A 21486-nucleotide genomic window follows, 5' to 3' on the forward strand; every position below is an offset into this window, starting at 1 on the left:
CAAAACATTATCAGGTGTTAAGAAAATGGTATATAGCTGTCTGTGAGCCTATGCTACACTGTTAACAAATCACAATAAGTCCTTAAAGAGGTGAATGAATGAACACGTCTACACACCCCGAGGGTTCGTTCCAAACGGGCACCCAAACGTCACCACTCCGCCGATTTCGCAAAACCTGGCCCTTTCATCTGATGTTGCTCCCTGCTGTAATCCTTGCCTTGTTGTTTCATTATTTGCCTATGTTCGGTGTAGTGATCGCCTTTCAGGAATATAAGCCATACCTTGGGATTACCGGATCCGAATGGGTAGGGTTCAAGCATTTTAAAGCGTTATTCGAACGAACAGACAGTCTGCAGGTGATCTGGAACACGCTGCTCATCGCTTCGCTGAAGATTGGATTCATGATTATCGTCCCTGTTGCGTTTGCTCTCCTACTCAACGAGATTCGCAAGATGGCATTCAAGCGAATCGTACAGACACTAGTGTATCTTCCCCATTTCTTATCATGGGTGATCTTGGGTGCGATCCTGGTCGATCTGTTATCTCCTGAAGGAGGGCTTGTCAATAGAGTGCTGCAGGATTGGTTTGGTCTCCCTCCCGTTTTCTTCCTGGGGGATGGAGAATGGTTCAGATTTACAGTCGTGACGAGCGAGGTGTGGAAGGAATTTGGCTTCAGCACAATTATTTATCTTGCTTCCTTATCGGGGATCAACCCAGAACTCTATGAGGCAGCGGAGGTTGATGGCGCTTCCCGCTGGGAGCAAACCGTTCATGTCACGCTTCCGGGGCTCGTCCCGATCATGACCGTCTGCGCAACCTTATCCTTAAGCAGCATCCTCAGTGCCGGCTTTGATCAAATTTATAACTTATATAATCCGCTCGTGTACGAGAAAGGGGATATCATCGATACGTATGTGTATCGGGTCGGTATACTTAGCCAGAAGTTAAGCTTTGCTACGGCGATCGGACTATTCAAATCCATTGTGAGCTGTATTCTGATTCTATCGGTCTATCGGCTTGCACTTAAGATGGCTAATTACCGAATCTTCTAAAGGGGGGCTTCGACTTGTACCATAAAACTCTGCCATACCGGATTTTCAACATTTGCAACTATGTGTTCTTGGCTGTCATCGCCTTCTTATGCATTCTTCCGCTCATTCATACGCTCGCGGTTTCCTTCAGTGGCCGTGGGCCGGCGAATGCCAACCTGGTAGGATTGATCCCGATCGACTTTACGCTGGATGCATATAAGAAGACACTAACCAACGAAAACTTTCTTCATTCGCTTTGGGTATCCGTGCAACGGACGGTGATCGGCACGCTCATTACGATGATCGTTACTTTTTTGACCGCCTACCCGCTCTCGAAGGACTCGACTGTGATGCGGAGTCGCACTTGGTATTCGTGGTTTTTTGTAGTGACCCTGCTCTTTGGCGGGGGGTTGGTTCCTACCTATATCGTCATCCAAAAGCTCGGGCTGATGAACTCCCTTTGGGCGCTTATACTTCCGGGAGCCATCGATGTTTGGCTGATCGTGCTGCTGCTCAACTTCTTCCGAAGCATCCCGAAAGCGCTTGAAGAAGCGGCGTTAATTGATGGTGCGGGGCAGTTTAAAATTTTGATGCTTGTCTACATTCCGCTATCCCTACCGTCTATCGCCACACTCTCGCTGTTCAAAATGGTCGGTCACTGGAATTCTTGGTTCGACGGGCTAATCTATTTGAATAACATTCAAGATTATCCGCTGGCCACCTTCCTTCAGACGATCTTGATTCAACTCGATTCGACGCAGCTGTCTTCACTTGGACGGGAAATGGAGAACATATCAAATAACACAGTGAAGGCTGCACAAATCTTCATCGGTGCTCTGCCGATTCTCATCGTGTATCCGTTCCTGCAGAAATATTTCGTTAAAGGCATGGTTGTGGGGTCTATCAAGGAGTAAATGGCAGGAGAGATAAGGATTATGTCACCTCTTATGATTCGTCGTTACCAATTGAACTATTGTTTCCCGTTAACGCAATGAGAGTCAGTTTTATGTTAAAATGGTCTCATTTAAAAAAGACTGCCAAACTTGGGAATGGTGAAAATATGACAAGAAACGAATTGAGCAAAATAATTGAACGGCGTGAAGAAGGGCGAGCCAAACAAGATCAAGCGATCTTAAGTGAGGTTCGCGAGCAGTTATTAGAATTGCTATCCGATTACCCGGATGATGCAGAAATCAACTACCAAACCGGGATAGTGCATGACAACTCCGGCCTTGGACGTGAGGCTATTCCACATTATGAGCGGGCTCTTAAGTTAGGCCTATCTGGTTCTGACCTAGAAAGATGCCTAATGGGTCTGGGGAGTACATACCGCTACTGGGGGTACTACCAAAAAGCAGTTGAGACGTTGCGCAGAGGCGTGAGAGAATTTCCAGAGAATCGGGCAATTCAAGTGTTTCTCGCCATGGCTCTGTACAATAGCCAAAACTACAAAGAAAGTGTTGAACTGTTGATCACCAATTTAATGGAAACTACCTCAGACGAAAAACTTCATTATTTTAAACGCGGGATATTGGCTTACAACGAAGACCTTGATGAAACTGCTGGAAAAACATAACATTATTGTATAGAGTGATAGACCACTTACTAATGCAATACTAAAAAGCAGCTTCTTCACAGAGGCTGCTTTTTAGTATTGTTTTTTGAAGGACTTCCATAACATACATTCAAAAAGTTGGTTATGACGGGCTTAATGTAGAAGGTAGAAGTAGCAACCAACCGAAAAATATATAGAAACCTTCAACGAAGCTCATATAATACTACTTCTGATGTACTCTCTGAGACAAGGATACGGACCACCAAAAATATGAGCCATAGTTACGATAAATTTGTGATGTTCCTCCCAAATTTTTGGGGAAATGCCGACGCGATTGGCTAGTAATTGTTGAACCGCTAATTCACTTTCCGAACTTAGTTGGTTTAGCAAGTCATTGTTTTGTCCGACCGTTTTGCTTATTTCCAATAAAGCCTGTGTTTCGACACCTGATGGCCGATACGCCAAATTCGAAAATTGAATGTCAAACTCCTCCAGCCGTCGCTTTAAGTGAAGAATCTCATCTTGACGCTGTACAGAAGTGTTTGATCTTTTCAATTGAAAAAGCTTCTTCACCTCTTTGGTAACTCTCTTAATAAACATGTCTAATTCCTCCTTTTTTCTCTTGAACGAAAAAAGGAAGCGAGGGAATATAGTCCTAAAATATAAAGGACCCTTTTAATATTTCTATCATTTTCTTTCTACGCTGACGAAGTTAGCTGACGGATTCGGGTTGAAAGTTAACCCTAACACTTAAAAAGTGTACTCACCCCAGAAAACTTGGTTCCCCCGCTTCTTTAATCTAAAGAATTAAGCGTAGTATGATTCATTCTTATTTTATCAATTTACCCCAATACATAATTAGAAACAATAGTAATATTTACTTATATTTTTTATGTCATCAGTCTTGTACCTAGTAACGGAGCATGGATGTCATGTTATTTTATTTCATACCAAATGAACACTTGATTAACACAACAAAGTAAGCTTACATGACATGTAAATTTTAATTGCTCAATTGCCAAGGATAAGGTAAAACTATACTATTAGACATTTTTAACATAACTGATTGTGAAGGTGGATGAGATTGTGATTGTTCAAGTGGACAATGAGGTAGTTGCAAGGGAATATGTACACGTCGTATACGAAACCGTAGTCAAACGTAATCCTTATGAGTATGAGTTCCATCAAGCTGTGAAGGAGATTTTAGAGTCGCTGATCCCGGTTCTCTCAAAGCATCCGAAGTATATGAAATCAGGTATTCTTGAGCGGATCGTGGAACCAGAGCGCTTAATCACTTTCCGCGTGCCATGGGTAGATGACCAAGGGATTACGCAAGTTAATCGTGGTTTTCGTGTTCAATTTAACAGTGCGATTGGGCCGTACAAGGGTGGATTGCGTTTTCATCCCTCCGTTAATGCGAGCATTATTAAATTTCTTGGATTTGAACAAACGTTCAAAAACTCCCTTACAGGCCAGCCCATCGGCGGCGGTAAAGGCGGCTCCGATTTCGATCCTAAAGGAAAGTCCGATAATGAAATCATGCGCTTTACCCAAAGTTTCATGACAGAGCTCTATAAATATATGGGTCAAGATACCGACGTTCCGGCAGGAGACATTGGCGTAGGTGCACGCGAAATTGGTTACATGTTCGGTCAGTACAAGAGAATTCGCGGTGCTTACGAGGCTGGTGTACTGACAGGAAAAGGGATCATCTATGGAGGCAGCTTGGGACGTACCGAAGCGACTGGGTATGGATGTGTTTACTTTGTGAATGAAATGCTGCAATCCAAGGGCCTTAGCTTCGAGGGCAGCACCGTAGTAGTTTCCGGCTCCGGCAACGTGGCCATATATTCCATGCAAAAGGCGATACAATTAGGCGCCAAGGTCGTTGCTTGCAGCGACTCCAATGGCTATATCTATGATAAAAAAGGGATCTGCCTAGACACGATTCGACGGTTGAAGGAAGTTGAGAGAAAGAGAATCAGCGAGTATGTAAAGGAGCATCCGACAGCAACCTATCATGAGGGTTGTCACGACATATGGTCCGTTCCATGCGAAATTGCGCTTCCTAGCGCAACACAGAACGAGATTAATGAGGATGCGGCGAAGATCCTTGTAAGCAACGGAGTAATAGCGGTGGGGGAAGGCGCGAATATGCCATCTACCTTGGAAGCGATTGATGTATTCCTGCAGGCAGGTGTGCTATTTGGACCGGCCAAGGCAGCGAATGCAGGCGGCGTTGCAGTATCAGCGCTAGAAATGTCTCAAAACAGCATGAGGTACTCATGGCAATTCCATGAGGTAGACGATAAGCTCCATGCGATTATGAAAAATATTTACAAAAGCGCTGTCCAAGCGGCAGAGGAATACGGGCATCCGGGCAACCTTGTTGTAGGCGCCAATATTGCAGGCTTTACAAAAGTGGCCGACGCCATGATTGCTCAAGGTATTGTTTAAGGAAAACAGCAATTATCTAGAAAATTCGATTATGACAAGCGTCTATGCTCCGGTTCATTTCATCGGAATAAAGACGTTTGTTTTTTTTCATTACGATAAGACGACATTCTTTATTTCTTTCAAAGTGCAGCCTCTGTTCGTGGAGTGGAAAGTGGTCGGACATTGGGGGAGAGGATCCTTTATGCTGGTGCAAAACCTAGGTACAGTCATTATTATTTGTGCATCCTGCCTGTTACTTGAATGAACAAAAAAAGGAGATGCCATGAGGCAAGCTCCTTTCGCGACATAAAAGTGTAACTAAGCATCAGCAGCACAACGGAAACCTATATTTCCCGCAGAACTGTCAGGTGTATTCTTACTCCGTGCCGCCACACGATATCGATTGCAATAGGAGGCATGGCACAAGTACGAACCTCCCCTTAGAACCCTGTTGTCTCCAGATGGAGGGCCAATGGGGTTATCCTTTGCGCCATTGATATGATAGGTAGGGCTAAACCAATCCGAGCACCATTCCCACACATTACCAGCTACATTGTAAAGGCCATATCCGTTTGGTTCAAAAGATCTGGCAGGCGCCGTGCCCGCATATCCATCGCTAGCATGATTTTTCTCTGGGAACTTTCCTTGCCAAATATTGCACATATGCCGTCCGTCTGGCTTCAATATATCACCCCAAGGGTATCTCTTCTGCACCAGTCCGCCTCGGGCAGCAAACTCCCATTCAGCCTCTGTTAATAGTCTTTTCCCAGCCCATCGGCAATACGCAACTGCATCATTCCAGGATACATGGATGACCGGATGGTCCATCCGATCTTGGATCCCTGAATCAGGGCCTTCGGGGTGAAGCCAGTCAGTACCATGTACCACCCACCACCATGGTGTTTGTTGGGCCGAATTTTTCACTTGCAACGTAGTTGCTTCAGAAACAAAAAGATGAAAAACATAGGACCACCCAAAGGTTTCAGCTTCTGTTTGAAAGCCTGTATCCTCAACAAATCTCTTGAATTCTTCATTCGTTACCGTCGTAGCATCGATGTAAAATGGGTTAACAGAAATTTCTCTGACAGGCCCCTCGCCATCAGATGGGAATCCTTCTTGATCGTCGGTCCCCATTAAAAACTTCCCACCTGGTATATAAATCATACCTTCTGTTTGGCAATTTGACTTTGTTTGAGCCTGTGTATAATCTAGCAAACGTTCTGGACTTACGTCAGTTTGATGAATAGCGCTCCGACTTGCCGAGCAGCATGATGGTTTATTGGTATCTATTGGAGATCGCCCCTTTACTTTTATTTAAACGTAATTAACTGAACAAAGCAATATACTCGTAATTGGCATAGCCTTTTACCAAGATATTGCCAATAAATAATCCAACGAGGATTACGTACAAGGGATGAATCGGAAAAGACAATAAAATGATTAAAGTACTAAGCGAGGTAATCAAGGTTGTTTTATCAAAAATAGCTGATTTCCCCATATTATAAGCGGCTACATCAATGAGCCCAATAATTGCAGCATGAATGCCTACCAATGCAGCCTCTAACACCAATGTCACCAGGTGCGGAGCCTATGATTGAGATAAGATTGGCTATATCTTTCTCAGGAATCCATGCCCGTTTGACTGTAACCTCCCTCTCAATGATCGGAAGCATAGCATAACCACCTCCGAAAGTAACTGGCCCAATCTTCAAAAACGTCCAAACAATATCCCTAAGCTCAAGCTAGACAATGCCCAGCTTAATTTCGACAAAAACAAATATGAGAAGCCTTATTTAACAGGCTTCCCTTCATTTCATTATAATGTTTCCAATTTCTCAATCCCCACCGATGACGAACTATCAACTGAGTGAAATGTTCCTCCGTATGGTCAATTAGTCTATCGGCATTCGCTCATGATACAACTTCCTGCAGCAAACACTTCCTCATTCAACAACAAAAGTAGCCTCCGCCACCTCACTATCCTTATAGCCGATGCGCACCGCAATCGCTCGAATACGCGCATGACCTGCGGTTATGATAATCGGGCCTGTGTACAGCTTCCATCGAGGATTCACATCTTCATCGGTCGTATAGGCAATGGAAGCACCCTGTGTCGCTGAATGAAGCATGACCGCTGTCGGTTCTTTGAAGGTTCCCTCATTTACTGCATTCTTACCCGGCAACTTGCTGTTGATCGGGATGAAGAGCGGCTTAGCCGTTTGTGGTTGAATGCCATTTGGCCACATGGTCGCAACCATTTGCGCCTCTGGAACATCACCCCAAACGTCGAATTTCCCACACCAATTGTCAAGCTCCTTGCGCAAACGAATCTTTTCATCCCGATACGATGGATCGTCCGCCAAATTTTTCAATTCATGCGGATCGTTTAAACAGTCATACAATTCCTCCGGAAGACGCTTATTCTGCATGAGCACTTGCTTATCGCCTTCTAATTCGCCCGCCAATTGTAATTTCCATAGCTCCTGGAATATCGGATGGAAATGACTAAACGGGATCCACTGAAGGTAAGGCTGATCGGGATAATCATTACGAATGTATTTGAATTGCGTATCTCTTACAGCACGAACCTTATCATAAGACTCGTCATAACGGTCACGTGTGGCAAATACATAATCTCTCGATTCGGCAAGCTCTCCCATGAACGGCTGACCTTGGATATGCCGGGGAACGGGTATCCCTGCCAAAGAAAGCACCGTAGGTCCCAAGTCGATCATACTAACTAGTTGTTCGCTGACTTGGCCATTTCCCACCATATCGGGCCACTTAACGATAAGCGGCACGCGGATCCCCGCATCATACGTCCACCGCTTGGCACGCGGCAGTCCTTCTCCGTGGTCGCTCCATAACATGACGATCGTATTGTCCGTCAAACCATCTTCCTCAAGTTGTTGAAGAATAAGACCTACATACTCGTCCGCATTGGCTAGATTATCATAATGTCTAGCAAGCGCTGCTCGCGATTTTGGAGTATTCGGCAAGTAGGGTGGAAGAACAACCTGATCCGGGTCAGTCGTGAGCGGTCTCTCTTCGTAGTTAGGCGCAAATTGCCTCATTGACTCAGCCGGCCACATGCCGCTTTCATGCGTAGCGTCATAATTAAATACGGCGAAGAAGGGCTGATTGCCTTCCCGTTTGCGGAAGTGGGCTTCCTTGCTGTTTTCATCCCATGCCGTTAGAGGCGCCTGAAACTGATAATCTGTTTTCGCATTGTTTGTGCAATAATATCCGTTCGCCCGCATAATTTCGGAAATGGTTTTGACATGAGCGGGTGGGACTGCAAAATAAGGTGTCGGCAGCTCCGGTGTGTGCACATTGGTATGTGCTGTTCGCATATGTTGCGTACCTATCGCGGTTTGATACATGCCCGTAATGACCGCGGATCGGCTGGGAGCGCATACTCCCGCCGTGGCAAATGCGTTCCGATACAAAGTTCCCTCTTGGGCTAAGCAATCTATATGGGGTGTACGAGCCAAAGGATCTCCGTAGCAGCCCATTCTTGGGCTCGTATCCTCCAATGTAATCCACAAAAAGTTAGGTTTTCGTCCTGCATCCTTCATCCGGCAAACTCCTTTATATGTTTTATCCGCTCCGCTATCCCTTACACCAAGAGCATTTTCAGAAAACCGACAAGCCGCGGCGCGTGATTGCCAAACAAGCTCGTCGCAAGCAGGACAACGTCATCTTCACTGACTTCCATCGATGGTTTGCTTTGCACCATCGTAGCCAGCTTCGCTTTCAGCATCGATCGCATCGGATTCGGCGTCAGGCAGCTCAGGGTGAAAAAGGCTTCTTTCGATTTCCCGATCCATCGCTCTTTTAGCCCCAAATCAACTTCGTTTTGCTTCCGCTTCGTTTCTTTTTCCCGTTCGAGCTCCTCTGCCGTCACTATACCGTCCTTCGGAATGCCGATACGCTCATACTGCTCGGCCGGTGCATCATGCTCTCGCATCAGCCTGGCGATATGGTCGATCATGGTCGCCTCCACTTCCGGATCTGCTATGACGGTCTCCTGTGAAGGATCGGTTTCAAGATCAAATAACAAATCACCATAAAGGTACGGGTTCAAAAAGTTTGCGGCCAGGAGCCTCATCACAGAACAGCCTTTCGTGAACGAAAAAGGAGGGGCGAGTTCCATTCCGGCAAACTCTTTTGGATTGAACATTGTATGCATGTGCGTCGGCATCAGCGTATATTCGTACAGCGGCCCGTTGTTTATGTCCTTTGGTCCCCGCATGTATACGTATCTTCCATCTGTGCAATTAATGTGACCGCCATGTATGCCAAATAAAGCCGCTTCACGAATGGTCTGATTCGATTCGATGATCGGGCGGATGGAACTGCCCTGCATATCGGCAGGAATATCCACCCCGAAAAAATCGAGCAGCGTTGGAGGAAGATCGATCGTTTGAACTAGCGCGTCCGTTCTCCTGCTTTTCACAGCGTATCTGGGATCCCAAATAAATAGGGGGAGGTTCGTGATCTCCCTATAGAGCGGTTGGATGTTTTTCCCCCACCAGCGATGTTCACCCAGCAAAAATCCATGATCCGTATTCACGATTAACAGGGTATCTTCCCAAAGGTCGTACCGATCGAATGCGTCCAGCACTTTGCCCAAATATTCGTCGCACATGCTGACGAGCGCCGCATATTCGTATTTCATATGCTGCACTTCTTGCGGCTGCTGCGTGACTTTCGAATAATCCGGCCAGTCGTAATGTTTGCCTTGATAATCATGCGGATATAAATCCTTATATTTTTGCTGGGTAAAAAAAGGCTCATGTGGATCGAAAGCTTCGATTTGCAAAAACCAGCGGTCTTGATCGTGGTTTCTTTCGATGAATTCAATGCCCCGATTGACGGTTACCGCTAGTGGCATCTTCTCTTCGCTATCCAAATATGGTCGGTTCACCCAATCCTGTCTCCATAAATCGCCCTGCTTAGGACCACTTAAGCTTTCCGGAATATGCGGATCCCCCACATTTCCTTTCCACGGATCTCCCTCTTGACCGCGGGCGAATTCCCACGAATTGTACCTCGTGTGATATGTAGCTCCTCCAGCCTCGAAGTAATGATTATGATCGGTCGTTAGATGCGTATACACACCGCTTTTCCGAAGCAAATCGATCATCGAATCGTCATATGGCTCAAGCGGCCCCCAGCTTCGATGCAAAAAGTTGTAACGTCCTGTATGAATCTCGCGCCGTGCCGGCATACAGGGCAAGCTACCCGCGTAGCATTTGTCGAACGTCATTGTCCGCTCAGACAGACGTTGAAAGTTAGGAGCGTGAATCCAGTCGCAGCCGTAACTCGGCAGCATATGCTTATTTAAAGAATCGAACATGATCATGACTGCTCTCATAGCCGTATCCTCCCGATATTTCCCACTATTTCACAGAACCAATTGTAATCCCTTTGATGAAGTACTTTTGGAAGAACGGATACGCCACCAGAATCGGAAGTACGCCGACGACAGCAATCGCCATTTTTACCGATGTGCTCGGAAGCTCTGCGACCTTCGCCCCAGCGCCCGAAGCCATGTCCGAGTTGCTGCTCAAGAATTGGACATCTTGAATGAGCCGATTCAAAATATTTTGAATGCTAAACAGCTTCGGGTTGGTCACATAAGTCAATCCGTTAAACCAATCGTTCCAATACAAGATGGCCTCGAAAAGACCGATGGTCGCCATGATCGGAAGCGAAAGCGGGAGAACGATTTTGTAGAACGTTTTAATTTCACCCGCCCCATCGATTTTAGCCGCTTCGATAAGCGCTGGCGGAATGGAAGTCATGAAGAAGGTTCGGACGAGCAGGACGTTAAATCCGTTCATGAGCAGTCCAGGAATAAGCAGCGCCCAAATCGTATTTTTCACATGTAAAACCTGCGTATAAATCAAGTATGTTGGGACAAGGCCCCCATTAAATAAAAGTGTAAAGAAAACAAAGAATGCCCAAAATTTCTTCCATGGCAGATCTTGACGGGAAATCGGATACGCCAGCATCGACGTGATGGCTAAGCTTGCAGTGGTGCCCACTACCGTAATGAACACGGTAATCCCATACGCGCGGCCCAACTCTTGCCAGTGATCCAGTAAATACACGTACGCTTTGGAACTAAATTCTTGTGGAAACAGAGAGTATCCATGTTGAATAATGCTTGTCTCACTTGAAATGGAGGACATGATGAGCAGTAAAAAAGGCAGAAGGCTTGCAGCGGATAATGCGATCAGAACAATATGAGTAGTCCACTGCAGCGCTTTACTATCTTGTGCCATGAATCTTTCCCCCTCTAAAATAATGCATTGTCTTTGCTGAATTTGCGCACCGCATAGTTAGATACGATAACCAACACGAATCCGACAAGCGATTGGTACAGACCGGCTGCCGATGACATCCCGATATCTCCGAGGTTCATCAGACCTCTATACACGTAGGTGTCAATTACACTGGTCGTTTTGGATAACGCGCCCGAATCCATTGGCACTTGATAAAACAAGCCGAAATCCGAATAAAAAATGCGGCCGATAGCAAGCAAGGTCATCATGATAATAACAGGCATGATCAAAGGAATGGTAATCGAGCGAATCTGATACCATCTTGAAGCGCCATCCAGTGTCGCTGCCTCGTAATACTCCGTGTCGATGCTGATGATGGATGCTAAATAAACTACGCATAAGAATCCGACACCTTTCCAGATATGCACCAGTGTCAGAATGTACGGCCAGTACTTCGCTTCTGAGTACCAAGAAATGCTGTCAATTCCGAACAGCGGAAGAATGGCCTTGTTCATCAAGCCTGATTCGACACTTAACATGGAATAGACGAGATAGCTGACAATGACCATTGAAATCAGATAAGGGAGTAATATTACGCTTTGATAAAAACGGGATAAAAATTTCTTCTTCACTTCATTCAGCAAAATCGCCACAAAAATGGCTATTACCGTGTGTACAACGATAAAAAGCGAATTGTACAGTATCGTATTGCGTGTAATGATTAAGGCATCTTTCGTCTTGAACAAGTATTCAAAATTTTTAAAGCCAATCCAATCGCTGCCGAGAATGCCTGCTTGATAATTGATGTCTTTAAACGCGATAATTACACCGAACATCGGTACATAATTGTTAATGAGCAAGTAAAGCACGCCGGGGATCATCAGAAAGTACAGAGGAAAATAATTCTTCCATTTGGCAAGCCTTCTACTTGTTGAGGATTTAATCGTTGTTGATGGTGTCATAATGCTCATTTCCTCCACTTCATCGCATCTATTGCTTGTTTACACTTTTATTATAGGAACTAGGCGGGACAGTCACTACTCCGTTTTCGACTTTCGGTTTGTACCATTCCGACCTCGCCGTTCTAAAGCGTTTCCACTTCGGCGATCTCGATGTATGTCATGCTTTTCAGCTCATCGTACACTTCAGAAGCATACTTTCGGTCGATGAACACGATGAAATTAAGCTCCTGCTGTTCGCCGTTCAACTCTTTAATATGAACGCTATTCATTTTGTACCCTTTGGCAATGATCGCTTTAATAATAGCGGTTAAATTAGCATCATGGGACACGATGAGCTTTACACGCAGATCTTTCATAATCAATGGCTTCGGGCCGACTTTCTTAATAAAATAAGGCAGCACAATGACACAAAACATAATAAGTGCAAGTCCAAAAATAGCCTCACCGAAAAATCCAGCACCAATGGCTATCCCTAGCCCTGCCGTTCCCCAAATCATCGCAGCAGTCGTTAGACCGATAATGACATCGTTATGCTTCCTTAGAATAACCCCTGCCCCGATAAAACCAATTCCACTGACGATTTGTGCTGCTAGCCGCATGGGGTCCATAACATGCAAGCCTGGGACTGCATATTTACTCGCAGATTCGATGGAAACAATGGTTAACAAGCAACTGCTTAAGCAGATGACCAGGGAAGTTTTCAGCCCTAGCGGCTTATTGCGAACTTCGCGTTCCAGACCGATAATTAACCCGAGTACAGCCGAAAGACCTAATTTGATCAAAATATAAACGTCTATGCTTAGCATCATGAAAGATCTCTCCTTATGTAAAATTTAGACGTGCAATATAAAAAGAGAAGGAGCCACCTTGTCAGCTCCTTCTCCTTTTGTTTACTTAACCCCAAATTACACCTGTCAGCTCTTCCAAACGATGAAGCCGATAGTCTGCTGTCGAGCTCTTTATCACAGTACCAATGGCAGCCGTCTTCATACCGGCACGCTTAGCGGCGATAAGGCCAGCCTCCGCATCTTCTACGACGATGCAATATTTTGGATCTATGGCAAGCTTTTTTGCTGCGAGTAGAAATACTTCAGGATCCGGCTTACTGTTAACGATCTCATTACCATCTGCCACAGCTTCAAACAAGTGCGTAAAGCCAAGCCTTTCCAAAATGACCGGCGTATTCCGGCTGGATGATCCGATCGCGACTTTAGTCCCCTGCTGCTTGCAGGCAGCAATGACCTCGCGAGAACCCGGCGCCGCGTCTGCTGGAGTCAAACGGTCAAGCAGTTCGCGGTAGTAACCGTTCTTTCTCTCAGCCAAAGCTTCTTTTTCCGCGCTTGTATACGTTCTGCCGCTCTTCTCAAGGATGACTTCCAAGCTCTCCATCCGGCTAACGCCACGCAGTCTGTCGTTAACGGACTCATCGAATACAATGCCTTCTTCGTCCGCCATTCGCTTCCACGCTTGGTAGTGATACTGATCTGTATGCACAAGCACACCATCCAAATCAAAAATGACTGCAAGTATTGACATGGTAGAAATTCCCTTTCATAGTCCGGCTTGCATGTATCGCTTACAGACGTGTATCCCAATAGCCGCAAAATGGATCTACTGGGTTAATCCCCTTGAAGGAGGAGCGTCCCAGCAACTTCTCGATAATCGCGTCCACGACCTGCTCGCTGGCTGAATACGCATTAATAAACGTTGGCATGCGCGGCACATCCAGCAGATGGTACGGGTTAGCCACGGAAATAAACATCGTTGGCAGCTCCTGAATGAACCACGGCATATCTAGACCAAAAGGAGGCGCCCAGTTAATGCGGACAACGGTCTGGTTACTATGGGTCTCCATATTGGAGAAGTAGATAGCAGCGTCATGCTGATCACTCATCGCCTTCACCCCAGCAAACATCGTTCTGAAATCGAAATTTTTCGTATCAAATATCTTGATCTCGAAGCCCTCCGCTTCCAGTTTGGAAATGAAGTATGGCATGATGTTCGTACTTTTGAACAAGCCATCCTCGCCGCCGAGCGATAAGAGCAGAATACGCTTGTGACGCTCTGGGCTAACGGGCAGCAATTGCTGCGTGTCCTTCACGAGTGTAACGGATTGATCCGCACATTCCACAGTCCATCTCATATGCTCGTCGCATTTCAGAACGGATAGCGCCTCTACGCCCGGCACAAGGGTCCCTTCCCGCTTCTTCGTATGCAGACCAAGCGAAGCTTTAACACCGAGAATGCGTGTCACCGCTTCATCCAGCCGCTCCACGGTCAAGATGCCCGTCTCGATCCCTTTCATCATGAAGAAAAAGTCTTCCTCGATACTCTTATTAAACAAGAACATATCACAGCCTGCAGCAATCGAAGCCGGAACGGCTGTCTCCCGCTTCATCGCCATCATAAAACCGGCCATAGGCGTAGCATCCGTCGTAATAAGCCCATTGAATCCAAGCTTCCCTCGCAGCAGATCGTTCAGCAGCTCGGGCGCCAAAGTCGCAGGCATAATGTCCGTATCTTTGATCTCCGGACGAAGGTGCCTGCTGTAAGCAGGATGAGCAATATGTCCGACCATAACGGTCATGGCTCCAGCGTCAATGCAGTCTTGATACACACTACCAAAGGTAGTGTCCCACTCCTCAACCGATAACGAGTTGATCGAAGTTAACAAATGCTGATCGCGCTCATCCACGCCGTCGCCTGGGAAATGCTTAATCGATACAGCCATGCCATGTTCCTGAACCGCAGTCGTATAAGCTTTGCTCATACGAGCAACACGCTCTGGGTCGGAACCAAACGTTCTCACATTCGTGATTGGATTGCGGAAGTTAACGTCGATATCCACAACTGGCGCGAACGCCCAGTTTACGCCAACTGCGCTGCCTTCCCGAGCAGCAATAACGCCGAGCCTGCGAGCCATCTCTGTATTGTCCGTAGCTGCGACTTGTAATTGCTTGCCGAAAAAAGTGCCATCCACAGCGGAGCCGTTGCCCCCAGCTTCCAGATTGGCGGCAATAAGCAGCGGAATTTCCGAAGTATCCTGCAAATAGCGATGCGTTTCCTGGACTTTCTCCCCGGGACCAGGTCGGTACAGGATGCCGCCGATTCTCATCTTTTGCGTCAGCTTCGCTAGCTGCTCCTTGTCATCCGTGAATCCGATTGGACAAAACAGCTGTCCAACCTTGGCGGCAAGATCCATGGAGGCCAAAGTGTCCTTAACCCACTCAATCCCATCATCGTCTAGATGAAAAGGTTTTGCATGCAAATCAACCATGTAGCGTCCCTCTTCTCTTATGACTGTTTGGAGTTCTAACTTTTACTCTAAATAAATGCTTTTCAGTTTTTCGCGCGCTTCGGATGTCAATCCGAGCACTTCTTCCATATAAGTTTCCATGGTCCCATAATTCTCTATGATTGCACGCAGTGCCGTAGTCAAGTATTCCTGTTTTACTGCCATCATTTCTCTAACCTTTGCAAGCTTGTTGTCATCTCCTAGCTTCTCTTGAATCGAGCTAAGCAGGTGCTCAATCGCTTCTTTCCGGTTATTGTTGCTTCTTAAGAAATCCTCCATAACGGTTTCCATCGGCACTTCTAGTGCAAGAAGCAAGATGGCTCCAGCAAATCCCGTTCGGTCTTTACCTGCTGCACAGTGCCAGAGCAGCGGACTGCCTTCTGCCTGCAGCACCAAATCAAAAAATCGACGATAAGCAGCTTGAGCAATTGGATCTGAGACAAACTGCACATAAACGTTTTCCAGCCAATCTCCCTTGAACTCAGCGATGTCCATTTTCTTAATCACCGCAATCATTTCCTGTGGATTAACAACTCCACCCAGTACGGAAATATGAATGTTTTCCGCGCCAGCAACGACTGGATTCGGCGTTGCTTTTTGTTCACCTTCCGAACGGAAATCGCAAATATAACGCAAACCGTTTTCTTGCAGGTAAGCAATATCTGCTTCGTTCATTTCCGCTAGCTCTGCGGAGCGGAACAATAGATTAGGCTTGATTGTCCTTCCATCTGCAGTGCGATATCCACCTAAATTACGCAAGTTGGTTCTGCGCTCTATTTCCTCTACTCTTTGCTTGTAGGCAGTTTCCATCATATCCTCCTGAATTTCACTGATATTTCGCTTACTTCACGTTATTTTCTTTAGCCCAAACATCCAACTGTTTTTGCTTTTCGGCAATGATTTTGTCGATTCCGGCAGCTTTCAACTCAGAAATGAACTTAGGCAGTTCTTTATCCGGATCGAAGGCTCCATCCTCCAGCCCTAATCGGTACTGATTCACGACGTTGCTTACAGCGGCAACTTCTGTCTTCACCGAAGTGTTGTCATACGTAAACCCAAGCGCCTTCGATCGGGTTGCACTCTCGTTGAACTTCTTCGTTTCCTGCCATACATTCTTGTCATTACCTTCCCATATATCGGCAAGGAACGAATTACCGAACATAAACCCTTGGTTCAAAGCGAAACCCGTATTATTCTCATCTACTCCTGCAGGGTAGCCAATAAAACCATCCTGCTTTTTGACATAATGCTTGCCTTCGATACCCCAAGAGAATAAGTTAACAATATCTTTGTCAGCGTACATAAGATTAAGGAACTGCATAGCTTTCTCGGGATTTTTCGAACCTTGAGAAATGCCCCACATCACGCTATTTACCGTACTTGTATTCGCAGCTGCTGGAGCAAGTTTGACCGCGATCATTTCAGTTCCGACTATTTTCGACTGCTGTTCAGCAAAGCCCGGTTTCATGTGCGTGATATTCCCTGCTGCTTTACCTGCTTTTATAATCGTGTTTTCACTTTCTTTGTTTGTCACGACATCTTTAATCGCGTATCCCGCTTGGTTCCATTTTCTCATGAGCTTCACCATGTCGGCATATTCAGGAGTCTCGTACCAGTTCACGACTTTCAGCTCGCCTTGACCATTATTCAGAAGCACCCCTAAATCGTCGCCCAAAGAATCTCTAGTGCTAAACGTTCCGTATAGGGAGCTATTCACCTTATTCGTCATAGGAGCCATGCTCGGCTCGTTTTCTTTGAGTTTCTTTAGTACACTTTCAAGATCTTCCAATTTTTTCACATTACTCAAATCGATGTTGTATTTGGTTACCAAGTCTTTTCTCATGATAAATCCGTAATCTTGCGCTAAATCACGAATGGTCGGCACGCCGTAAATTTTACCCTTCACTTTCGGAGCATTTAGAAATACAGGTCCCAACGATTCTGAAATATTCTTGCCATGCTTGGTAAGCAAATCATCAAGGGCCAGCACTTGTCCTTTTGCGACATAGCTGGAGTAGAATGCTCCCCACACCACCATTAAATCGAGCTTTTCTCCGCTAGTCATCATCAAATTCATTTGATTCACATATGCACTGTAACTGATAGGCAACAGCTTAACAGTGGCGTTAATTTTCTCTTTGGCAATTTTGTTAATCTCGTCATTCACCAGCTGCATGTCTTTCGGAATTGCGCCTTTAACAGGAATCGCCACCGTGAGCTCATATGGCGCTTCGGTCTTCTTGTCGTCCTGCTTCTTGGGACTTGCTGCACCATTCTCGGAACCGCAACCTGAAACAATAACCGTCAATGCCACAATCGAACTTAAGAAACTCAATCTTTTCTTCATGGTTATCTCCTTTTATTTGTTGTTATCCGAACAATTTCATTATAAGTACCCATTGAAACTGTCACTACTCCGTTTTCGACTTTCCGTTTGTACCATTCCGACCATGCTGTTGTCGATAATCATTCGGGTTCATACCGGTCACACTTTTGAATCGTTTGGAGAAATGCGCAAGATTCGAGTACCCGACATGCGAGGCAATGCTGCTGATCGACATGCCGCTTTTGGACAATAGCTCCTTGGCCATTCCCATACGCTCCTGAACCAAATATTCAGTAACCGATATCCCGGTTTCTTTCTTGAAGATGCGATCCAAATAATCTGGATTCAAATAGACATGATTAGCAATTTCCTCGCGTGACAGCTCTTGTTCATTCAAGTGAAGCGCAATATGATTTCTAACACGCTCCGCGACGGATTGCGTTTGTTCAACCGTATTCACGTATTGAAGAGATCTCTCCATAATGTGCTTGATCCATGCAATCGTATCCGTTACAGAACGCGTAGCACGCGGTGCAAGTTCCATCGATACGGCATCACTTAACAGCTCGCGTGCCTGAATGCCTTTCAGCATGATGACGTGATACAGCATTTGCAGGAAATCGTGGTGAAATTGATGCAACACCCTCGCATCTAGTTCTCCTGTATGCATCATGCTCTCCAAATATCGCTCAACCTCCGACAACACCTTCGTCATTGATCCTTCTTTCAACATGACCGACCACACAGGCAAATCCGGCATTGCGACGGCCTTGGCGGATTGTTTTTTTCCAGATAGCATGAAAACTGTATTGTTATAGGCAACATTGTTTTTCTCGAGATGAGACAGCTCGTGAACCATCGATGGCAGTTCGTGTACGAACGCTCGATTCCCGATGTAGCAGGAGATATCGCAATAGAAAAATTGTCTGCATGACGAGATGAAGGCTTCGCACTTTTGTTTCAATCGCTTCATCTCCGGTTCAGCTTCTTGATCCCAGGACACGATCGCAAGCAGATTTTGTCTGCCCAACAGCAGCACTTGTCCCTTTTCTTTGTGCTCAACGATCATTTCTTCGGCGCTATTTTGAATGGCATATTCCATAATCTTCTCATCGCGCAAACTCAACTCTTTATAAAAGCGTTGAACGCTGATTAGAACAGGCAAAAACCTCATTTCCTCTGAAAAAGGGATATTGCGATCCGCGGCAGACTCTCGAATAGCTTCCAAATTTGAGGGAATGGTTTCATGCAAAATATCGAGCCAAAATCGCTCAATCAGGAGCGGCTGGTGCTGGACCCAGAATTGGCCATAACGGCTATATTGCTGAAGTTCACTCTCTTTATTGATCTTAGCCCTTGCTTTCACAATTACCTCTTCCAGCTGAGTAAGAGCAACTGGTTTTAATAAATAATCAAAGCAGCCAAGCTGAATGGCTTGCTGCGCAAATTTGAAATCGGCATGACAAGTTAAGAAAATCGATTCCGTTTTCGGATAATGCTCCCGTACCCATGTCAAGAGCTCTAGGCCGCTGCCTTGTGGCATTTCAATGTCACAAAGCATGATATCGATGGGATGAGCCTCATAAATCTCCTTCGCTTGCCTAATATTATAAGCCGTGTGGACGGTTGAAACCCCAAACGTCTCCCAGTGCAAATCTGATTTGAGCCCTTCCACGAACAGAATTTCATCATCCACAATGAGCATTTGCATCATAATCGCTCTCCTTTTCCCATATCCGGCTGTAATGGCATCGTAATGACAATGACAGCACCTCCAGAAGCATCATTAGCAAATGAGATTTCAGCACGGCTCTGGTACAACAGCAGCAGCCTTTGTTGAACATTCCAAATTCCGATATGCTCGCCTTGCGTACTCGTCATCTGGGCTCCACTGCAAATGCCTTCCAGCACATCCTCGGGAAAACCCGGCCCCGTATCTTGTATGGTTATTTTGAGAGTGGGGGCCGCAGCCGCATCATCAAGTTCCATATCGATCGTCAATAGAACCGGTTCGTCCATCGTTACCGCATGCTTGATCGCATTTTCCACAAACGTTTGAACGACAAGCGGCGGGATCGGGGTACGCAGCAAATAGTCAGGAACATGAATCGTACATTGTAAATGATTCGGGAATCGCAGCTCCTGAATGCGCAAATAATTTCGAACGTGCTGTACTTCTTCTTGCACAGAGACAAAAGTCAAATTACTTCGGAACATATAACGGAAATAGCCAACCAAACATTGCGCCATCTCTTCAATCAGCGCATAATTTTTGGCGCGCGCGAGCGTGTGCATAATATTAAGCGAATTCAAATAAAAGTGCGGATTGATTTGCAGCTGCAAATGCTGGAGCTCCGCCTTTTGCTTGTTCATCTGCTCTTCATAGACATGGATCCGTAATTCTTGAATTTGTGACATCATGTTATTAAAGGTTTCATACACAAGCTGAAACTCATCAGATGTCTTAAACGATTGAATCCGCATGTCCAAATTGCCATCCTTAATTCGTTTCATCGCTAAAATCAGTCGATTGATCGGAATGAGCAGTGTTTTTCGGAGAAGCAGCAAACAGACTGGCAACAGAATGAAAACTCCGATGAGAATGAAATTGACAATGTTTCGGAGGATAGGAAGATTTTTTAATATTTGTTCATCCGGTATGAGCGCAATCAGATTGAAATTCCCCACAGCCGACTTTTCGCCGACGACCAGATAACGATAATCGTCCCCGGTTAAATAATAGTGTTGAAGATTTTTATTTACATCGAGCCGATTATTCTTGACAATTTCCGCATTCACCAAAGGCACGCCGTTACTCGTCGTAAATAAGGCTGCCCCTTTTTCACCTAGACCGATGAGATTTAGCGGCATCATTAAATTGTCGAATAAAATCCATGTACCGACATACGTATCGCTCACCTTGATCGTACGCAGCAAGTAATATTTTTCTCCGATTTCCTGCACGTACCAACGATTGATCGGTAAATTGGGCGTTGCCTTTCCGGTTTCATCCTCAATAAAGTTTCTGACCGATTCTCGTTCAGCATAATTGGTAACTTCCCGAAATGCATTCATGTAAGATTGCGTGGGAGCCGAATAAATAAAAAAGCCGTCCACCGATTTGAAATTCAACATATTTTCGGTAATCCGGTTAGACAGTCTTCTTAAAGCGAAGTAGCGATCACTTTCCGAAACTTTGTTCTCAATGCCGGTAAAGTCGGCCTCGGCGATAGTTAAGCCCATTAAATACGATTCCGCGAACCGTAATTGTTCATCGATTTGTCCCATATACAAAGAGATCATTTTTTTGTTGGAATCGGCCACTTGGCTCCGAACAACACCGATCGCATAGTAGTTGGTATAAATGAGCAGCAAACTTAACGGCACTGTGATCAGCACCACGCCGACGATCAGCTTGAAACGAATGGAATTGAAAGGAATTCGAAAAAATCGGCCTGTCATGATTGCTCCCCCTTTTCATATTCTTCTCTAATCATTATTGACTGAATGCACGAATTAAAAAAGCCAGCAATCTGCTGGCTTCTTATATTTACTAGAATAATATCTTTATTATAGTGACTGCGCTGG

18 protein-coding genes, 1 pseudogene and 1 riboswitch are annotated in these 21486 nt (G+C 45.6%); of the genes and pseudogenes, 5 read left to right on the forward strand and 14 right to left on the reverse strand.

Features of this window, described 5'->3' with window-relative positions:
* Nucleotides 1-98: 98 nt before the first annotated feature.
* The 3 genes from AC58UU_RS23095 (at nucleotide 99) to AC58UU_RS23105 (ending at nucleotide 2607) form a co-directional block, all read left to right on the forward strand.
* On the forward strand, nucleotides 99-1052 hold the full coding sequence (locus tag AC58UU_RS23095) for an ABC transporter permease (RefSeq protein ID WP_497319152.1): 954 nt from the start codon (nucleotides 99-101) through the stop codon (nucleotides 1050-1052).
* A 14-nt stretch (nucleotides 1053-1066) separates the two neighbouring features.
* Nucleotides 1067-1945 carry a carbohydrate ABC transporter permease gene (locus tag AC58UU_RS23100; RefSeq protein WP_497319154.1) on the forward strand — a complete coding sequence of 293 codons (879 nt, stop codon included), beginning with the start codon at nucleotides 1067-1069 and terminating at the stop codon, nucleotides 1943-1945.
* 92 nt (nucleotides 1946-2037) lie between these two features.
* Nucleotides 2038-2607 carry a tetratricopeptide repeat protein gene (locus tag AC58UU_RS23105; RefSeq protein ID WP_497319156.1) on the forward strand — a complete coding sequence of 190 codons (570 nt, stop codon included), beginning with the start codon at nucleotides 2038-2040 and terminating at the stop codon, nucleotides 2605-2607.
* A gap of 192 nt (nucleotides 2608-2799) precedes the next feature.
* Here the strand turns inward: AC58UU_RS23105 and AC58UU_RS23110 are convergent, their stop codons facing one another.
* A complete protein-coding gene (locus tag AC58UU_RS23110; RefSeq protein WP_171688777.1) occupies nucleotides 2800-3186 on the reverse strand; it encodes a hypothetical protein in 387 nt (128 codons plus the stop codon).
* 87 nt (nucleotides 3187-3273) lie between these two features.
* Nucleotides 3274-3410: riboswitch (cyclic di-AMP (ydaO/yuaA leader) on the reverse strand.
* 262 nt (nucleotides 3411-3672) lie between these two features.
* Here AC58UU_RS23110 and gdhA point away from each other — a divergent pair.
* Nucleotides 3673-5043 carry an NADP-specific glutamate dehydrogenase gene (gene gdhA, locus AC58UU_RS23115; protein WP_497319158.1) on the forward strand — a complete coding sequence of 457 codons (1371 nt, stop codon included), beginning with the start codon at nucleotides 3673-3675 and terminating at the stop codon, nucleotides 5041-5043.
* Nucleotides 5036-5287, forward strand: coding sequence for a hypothetical protein (locus AC58UU_RS23120; RefSeq protein ID WP_497319160.1), 252 nt, complete (start codon nucleotides 5036-5038; stop codon nucleotides 5285-5287). Before gdhA ends, AC58UU_RS23120 begins: the two co-directional genes overlap by 8 nt.
* Nucleotides 5288-5340: 53 nt before the next feature.
* Here AC58UU_RS23120 and AC58UU_RS23125 read toward each other — a convergent pair whose 3' ends face one another.
* From AC58UU_RS23125 to AC58UU_RS23185, 13 genes and pseudogenes are all read right to left on the reverse strand, one after another.
* Nucleotides 5341-6312 carry a formylglycine-generating enzyme family protein gene (locus AC58UU_RS23125; protein WP_497319357.1) on the reverse strand — a complete coding sequence of 324 codons (972 nt, stop codon included), beginning with the start codon at nucleotides 6310-6312 and terminating at the stop codon, nucleotides 5341-5343.
* A gap of 34 nt (nucleotides 6313-6346) precedes the next feature.
* Nucleotides 6347-6695: pseudogene (locus tag AC58UU_RS23130) on the reverse strand (chromate transporter).
* 270 nt (nucleotides 6696-6965) lie between these two features.
* Nucleotides 6966-8600 carry a sulfatase family protein gene (locus AC58UU_RS23135; RefSeq protein WP_497319162.1) on the reverse strand — a complete coding sequence of 545 codons (1635 nt, stop codon included), beginning with the start codon at nucleotides 8598-8600 and terminating at the stop codon, nucleotides 6966-6968.
* Between the two features lie 41 nt (nucleotides 8601-8641).
* Nucleotides 8642-10402: a sulfatase gene (locus tag AC58UU_RS23140; protein ID WP_497319164.1), complete on the reverse strand. Its 1761-nt coding sequence runs from the start codon at nucleotides 10400-10402 to the stop codon at nucleotides 8642-8644.
* 25 nt (nucleotides 10403-10427) lie between these two features.
* Nucleotides 10428-11315, reverse strand: coding sequence for a carbohydrate ABC transporter permease (locus AC58UU_RS23145; protein ID WP_497319166.1), 888 nt, complete (start codon nucleotides 11313-11315; stop codon nucleotides 10428-10430).
* Between the two features lie 14 nt (nucleotides 11316-11329).
* Complete coding sequence (locus AC58UU_RS23150; protein WP_497319168.1) at nucleotides 11330-12277, reverse strand: ABC transporter permease; 948 nt, start codon at nucleotides 12275-12277, stop codon at nucleotides 11330-11332.
* 122 nt (nucleotides 12278-12399) lie between these two features.
* Nucleotides 12400-13086 (reverse strand): MgtC/SapB family protein, encoded by a 687-nt coding sequence (locus tag AC58UU_RS23155; protein WP_497319170.1) that lies wholly within the window; start codon nucleotides 13084-13086, stop codon nucleotides 12400-12402.
* Nucleotides 13087-13171: 85 nt separating this feature from the next.
* Nucleotides 13172-13813, reverse strand: coding sequence for a beta-phosphoglucomutase (gene pgmB, locus AC58UU_RS23160; RefSeq protein WP_497319172.1), 642 nt, complete (start codon nucleotides 13811-13813; stop codon nucleotides 13172-13174).
* 40 nt (nucleotides 13814-13853) lie between these two features.
* On the reverse strand, nucleotides 13854-15554 hold the full coding sequence (locus AC58UU_RS23165; protein ID WP_497319174.1) for a glycoside hydrolase family 3 protein: 1701 nt from the start codon (nucleotides 15552-15554) through the stop codon (nucleotides 13854-13856).
* Between the two features lie 42 nt (nucleotides 15555-15596).
* Nucleotides 15597-16385 (reverse strand): tyrosine-protein phosphatase, encoded by a 789-nt coding sequence (locus AC58UU_RS23170; protein ID WP_497319176.1) that lies wholly within the window; start codon nucleotides 16383-16385, stop codon nucleotides 15597-15599.
* Nucleotides 16386-16413: 28 nt separating this feature from the next.
* On the reverse strand, nucleotides 16414-17919 hold the full coding sequence (locus AC58UU_RS23175; RefSeq protein ID WP_497319178.1) for an ABC transporter substrate-binding protein: 1506 nt from the start codon (nucleotides 17917-17919) through the stop codon (nucleotides 16414-16416).
* 64 nt (nucleotides 17920-17983) lie between these two features.
* Nucleotides 17984-19612 carry a response regulator gene (locus AC58UU_RS23180; RefSeq protein WP_497319180.1) on the reverse strand — a complete coding sequence of 543 codons (1629 nt, stop codon included), beginning with the start codon at nucleotides 19610-19612 and terminating at the stop codon, nucleotides 17984-17986.
* Complete coding sequence (locus tag AC58UU_RS23185; RefSeq protein ID WP_497319182.1) at nucleotides 19609-21360, reverse strand: sensor histidine kinase; 1752 nt, start codon at nucleotides 21358-21360, stop codon at nucleotides 19609-19611. Before AC58UU_RS23185 ends, AC58UU_RS23180 begins: the two co-directional genes overlap by 4 nt.
* Nucleotides 21361-21486 lie beyond the last annotated feature (126 nt).

Source organism: Paenibacillus sp. JT22N1 (assembly GCF_059692155.1).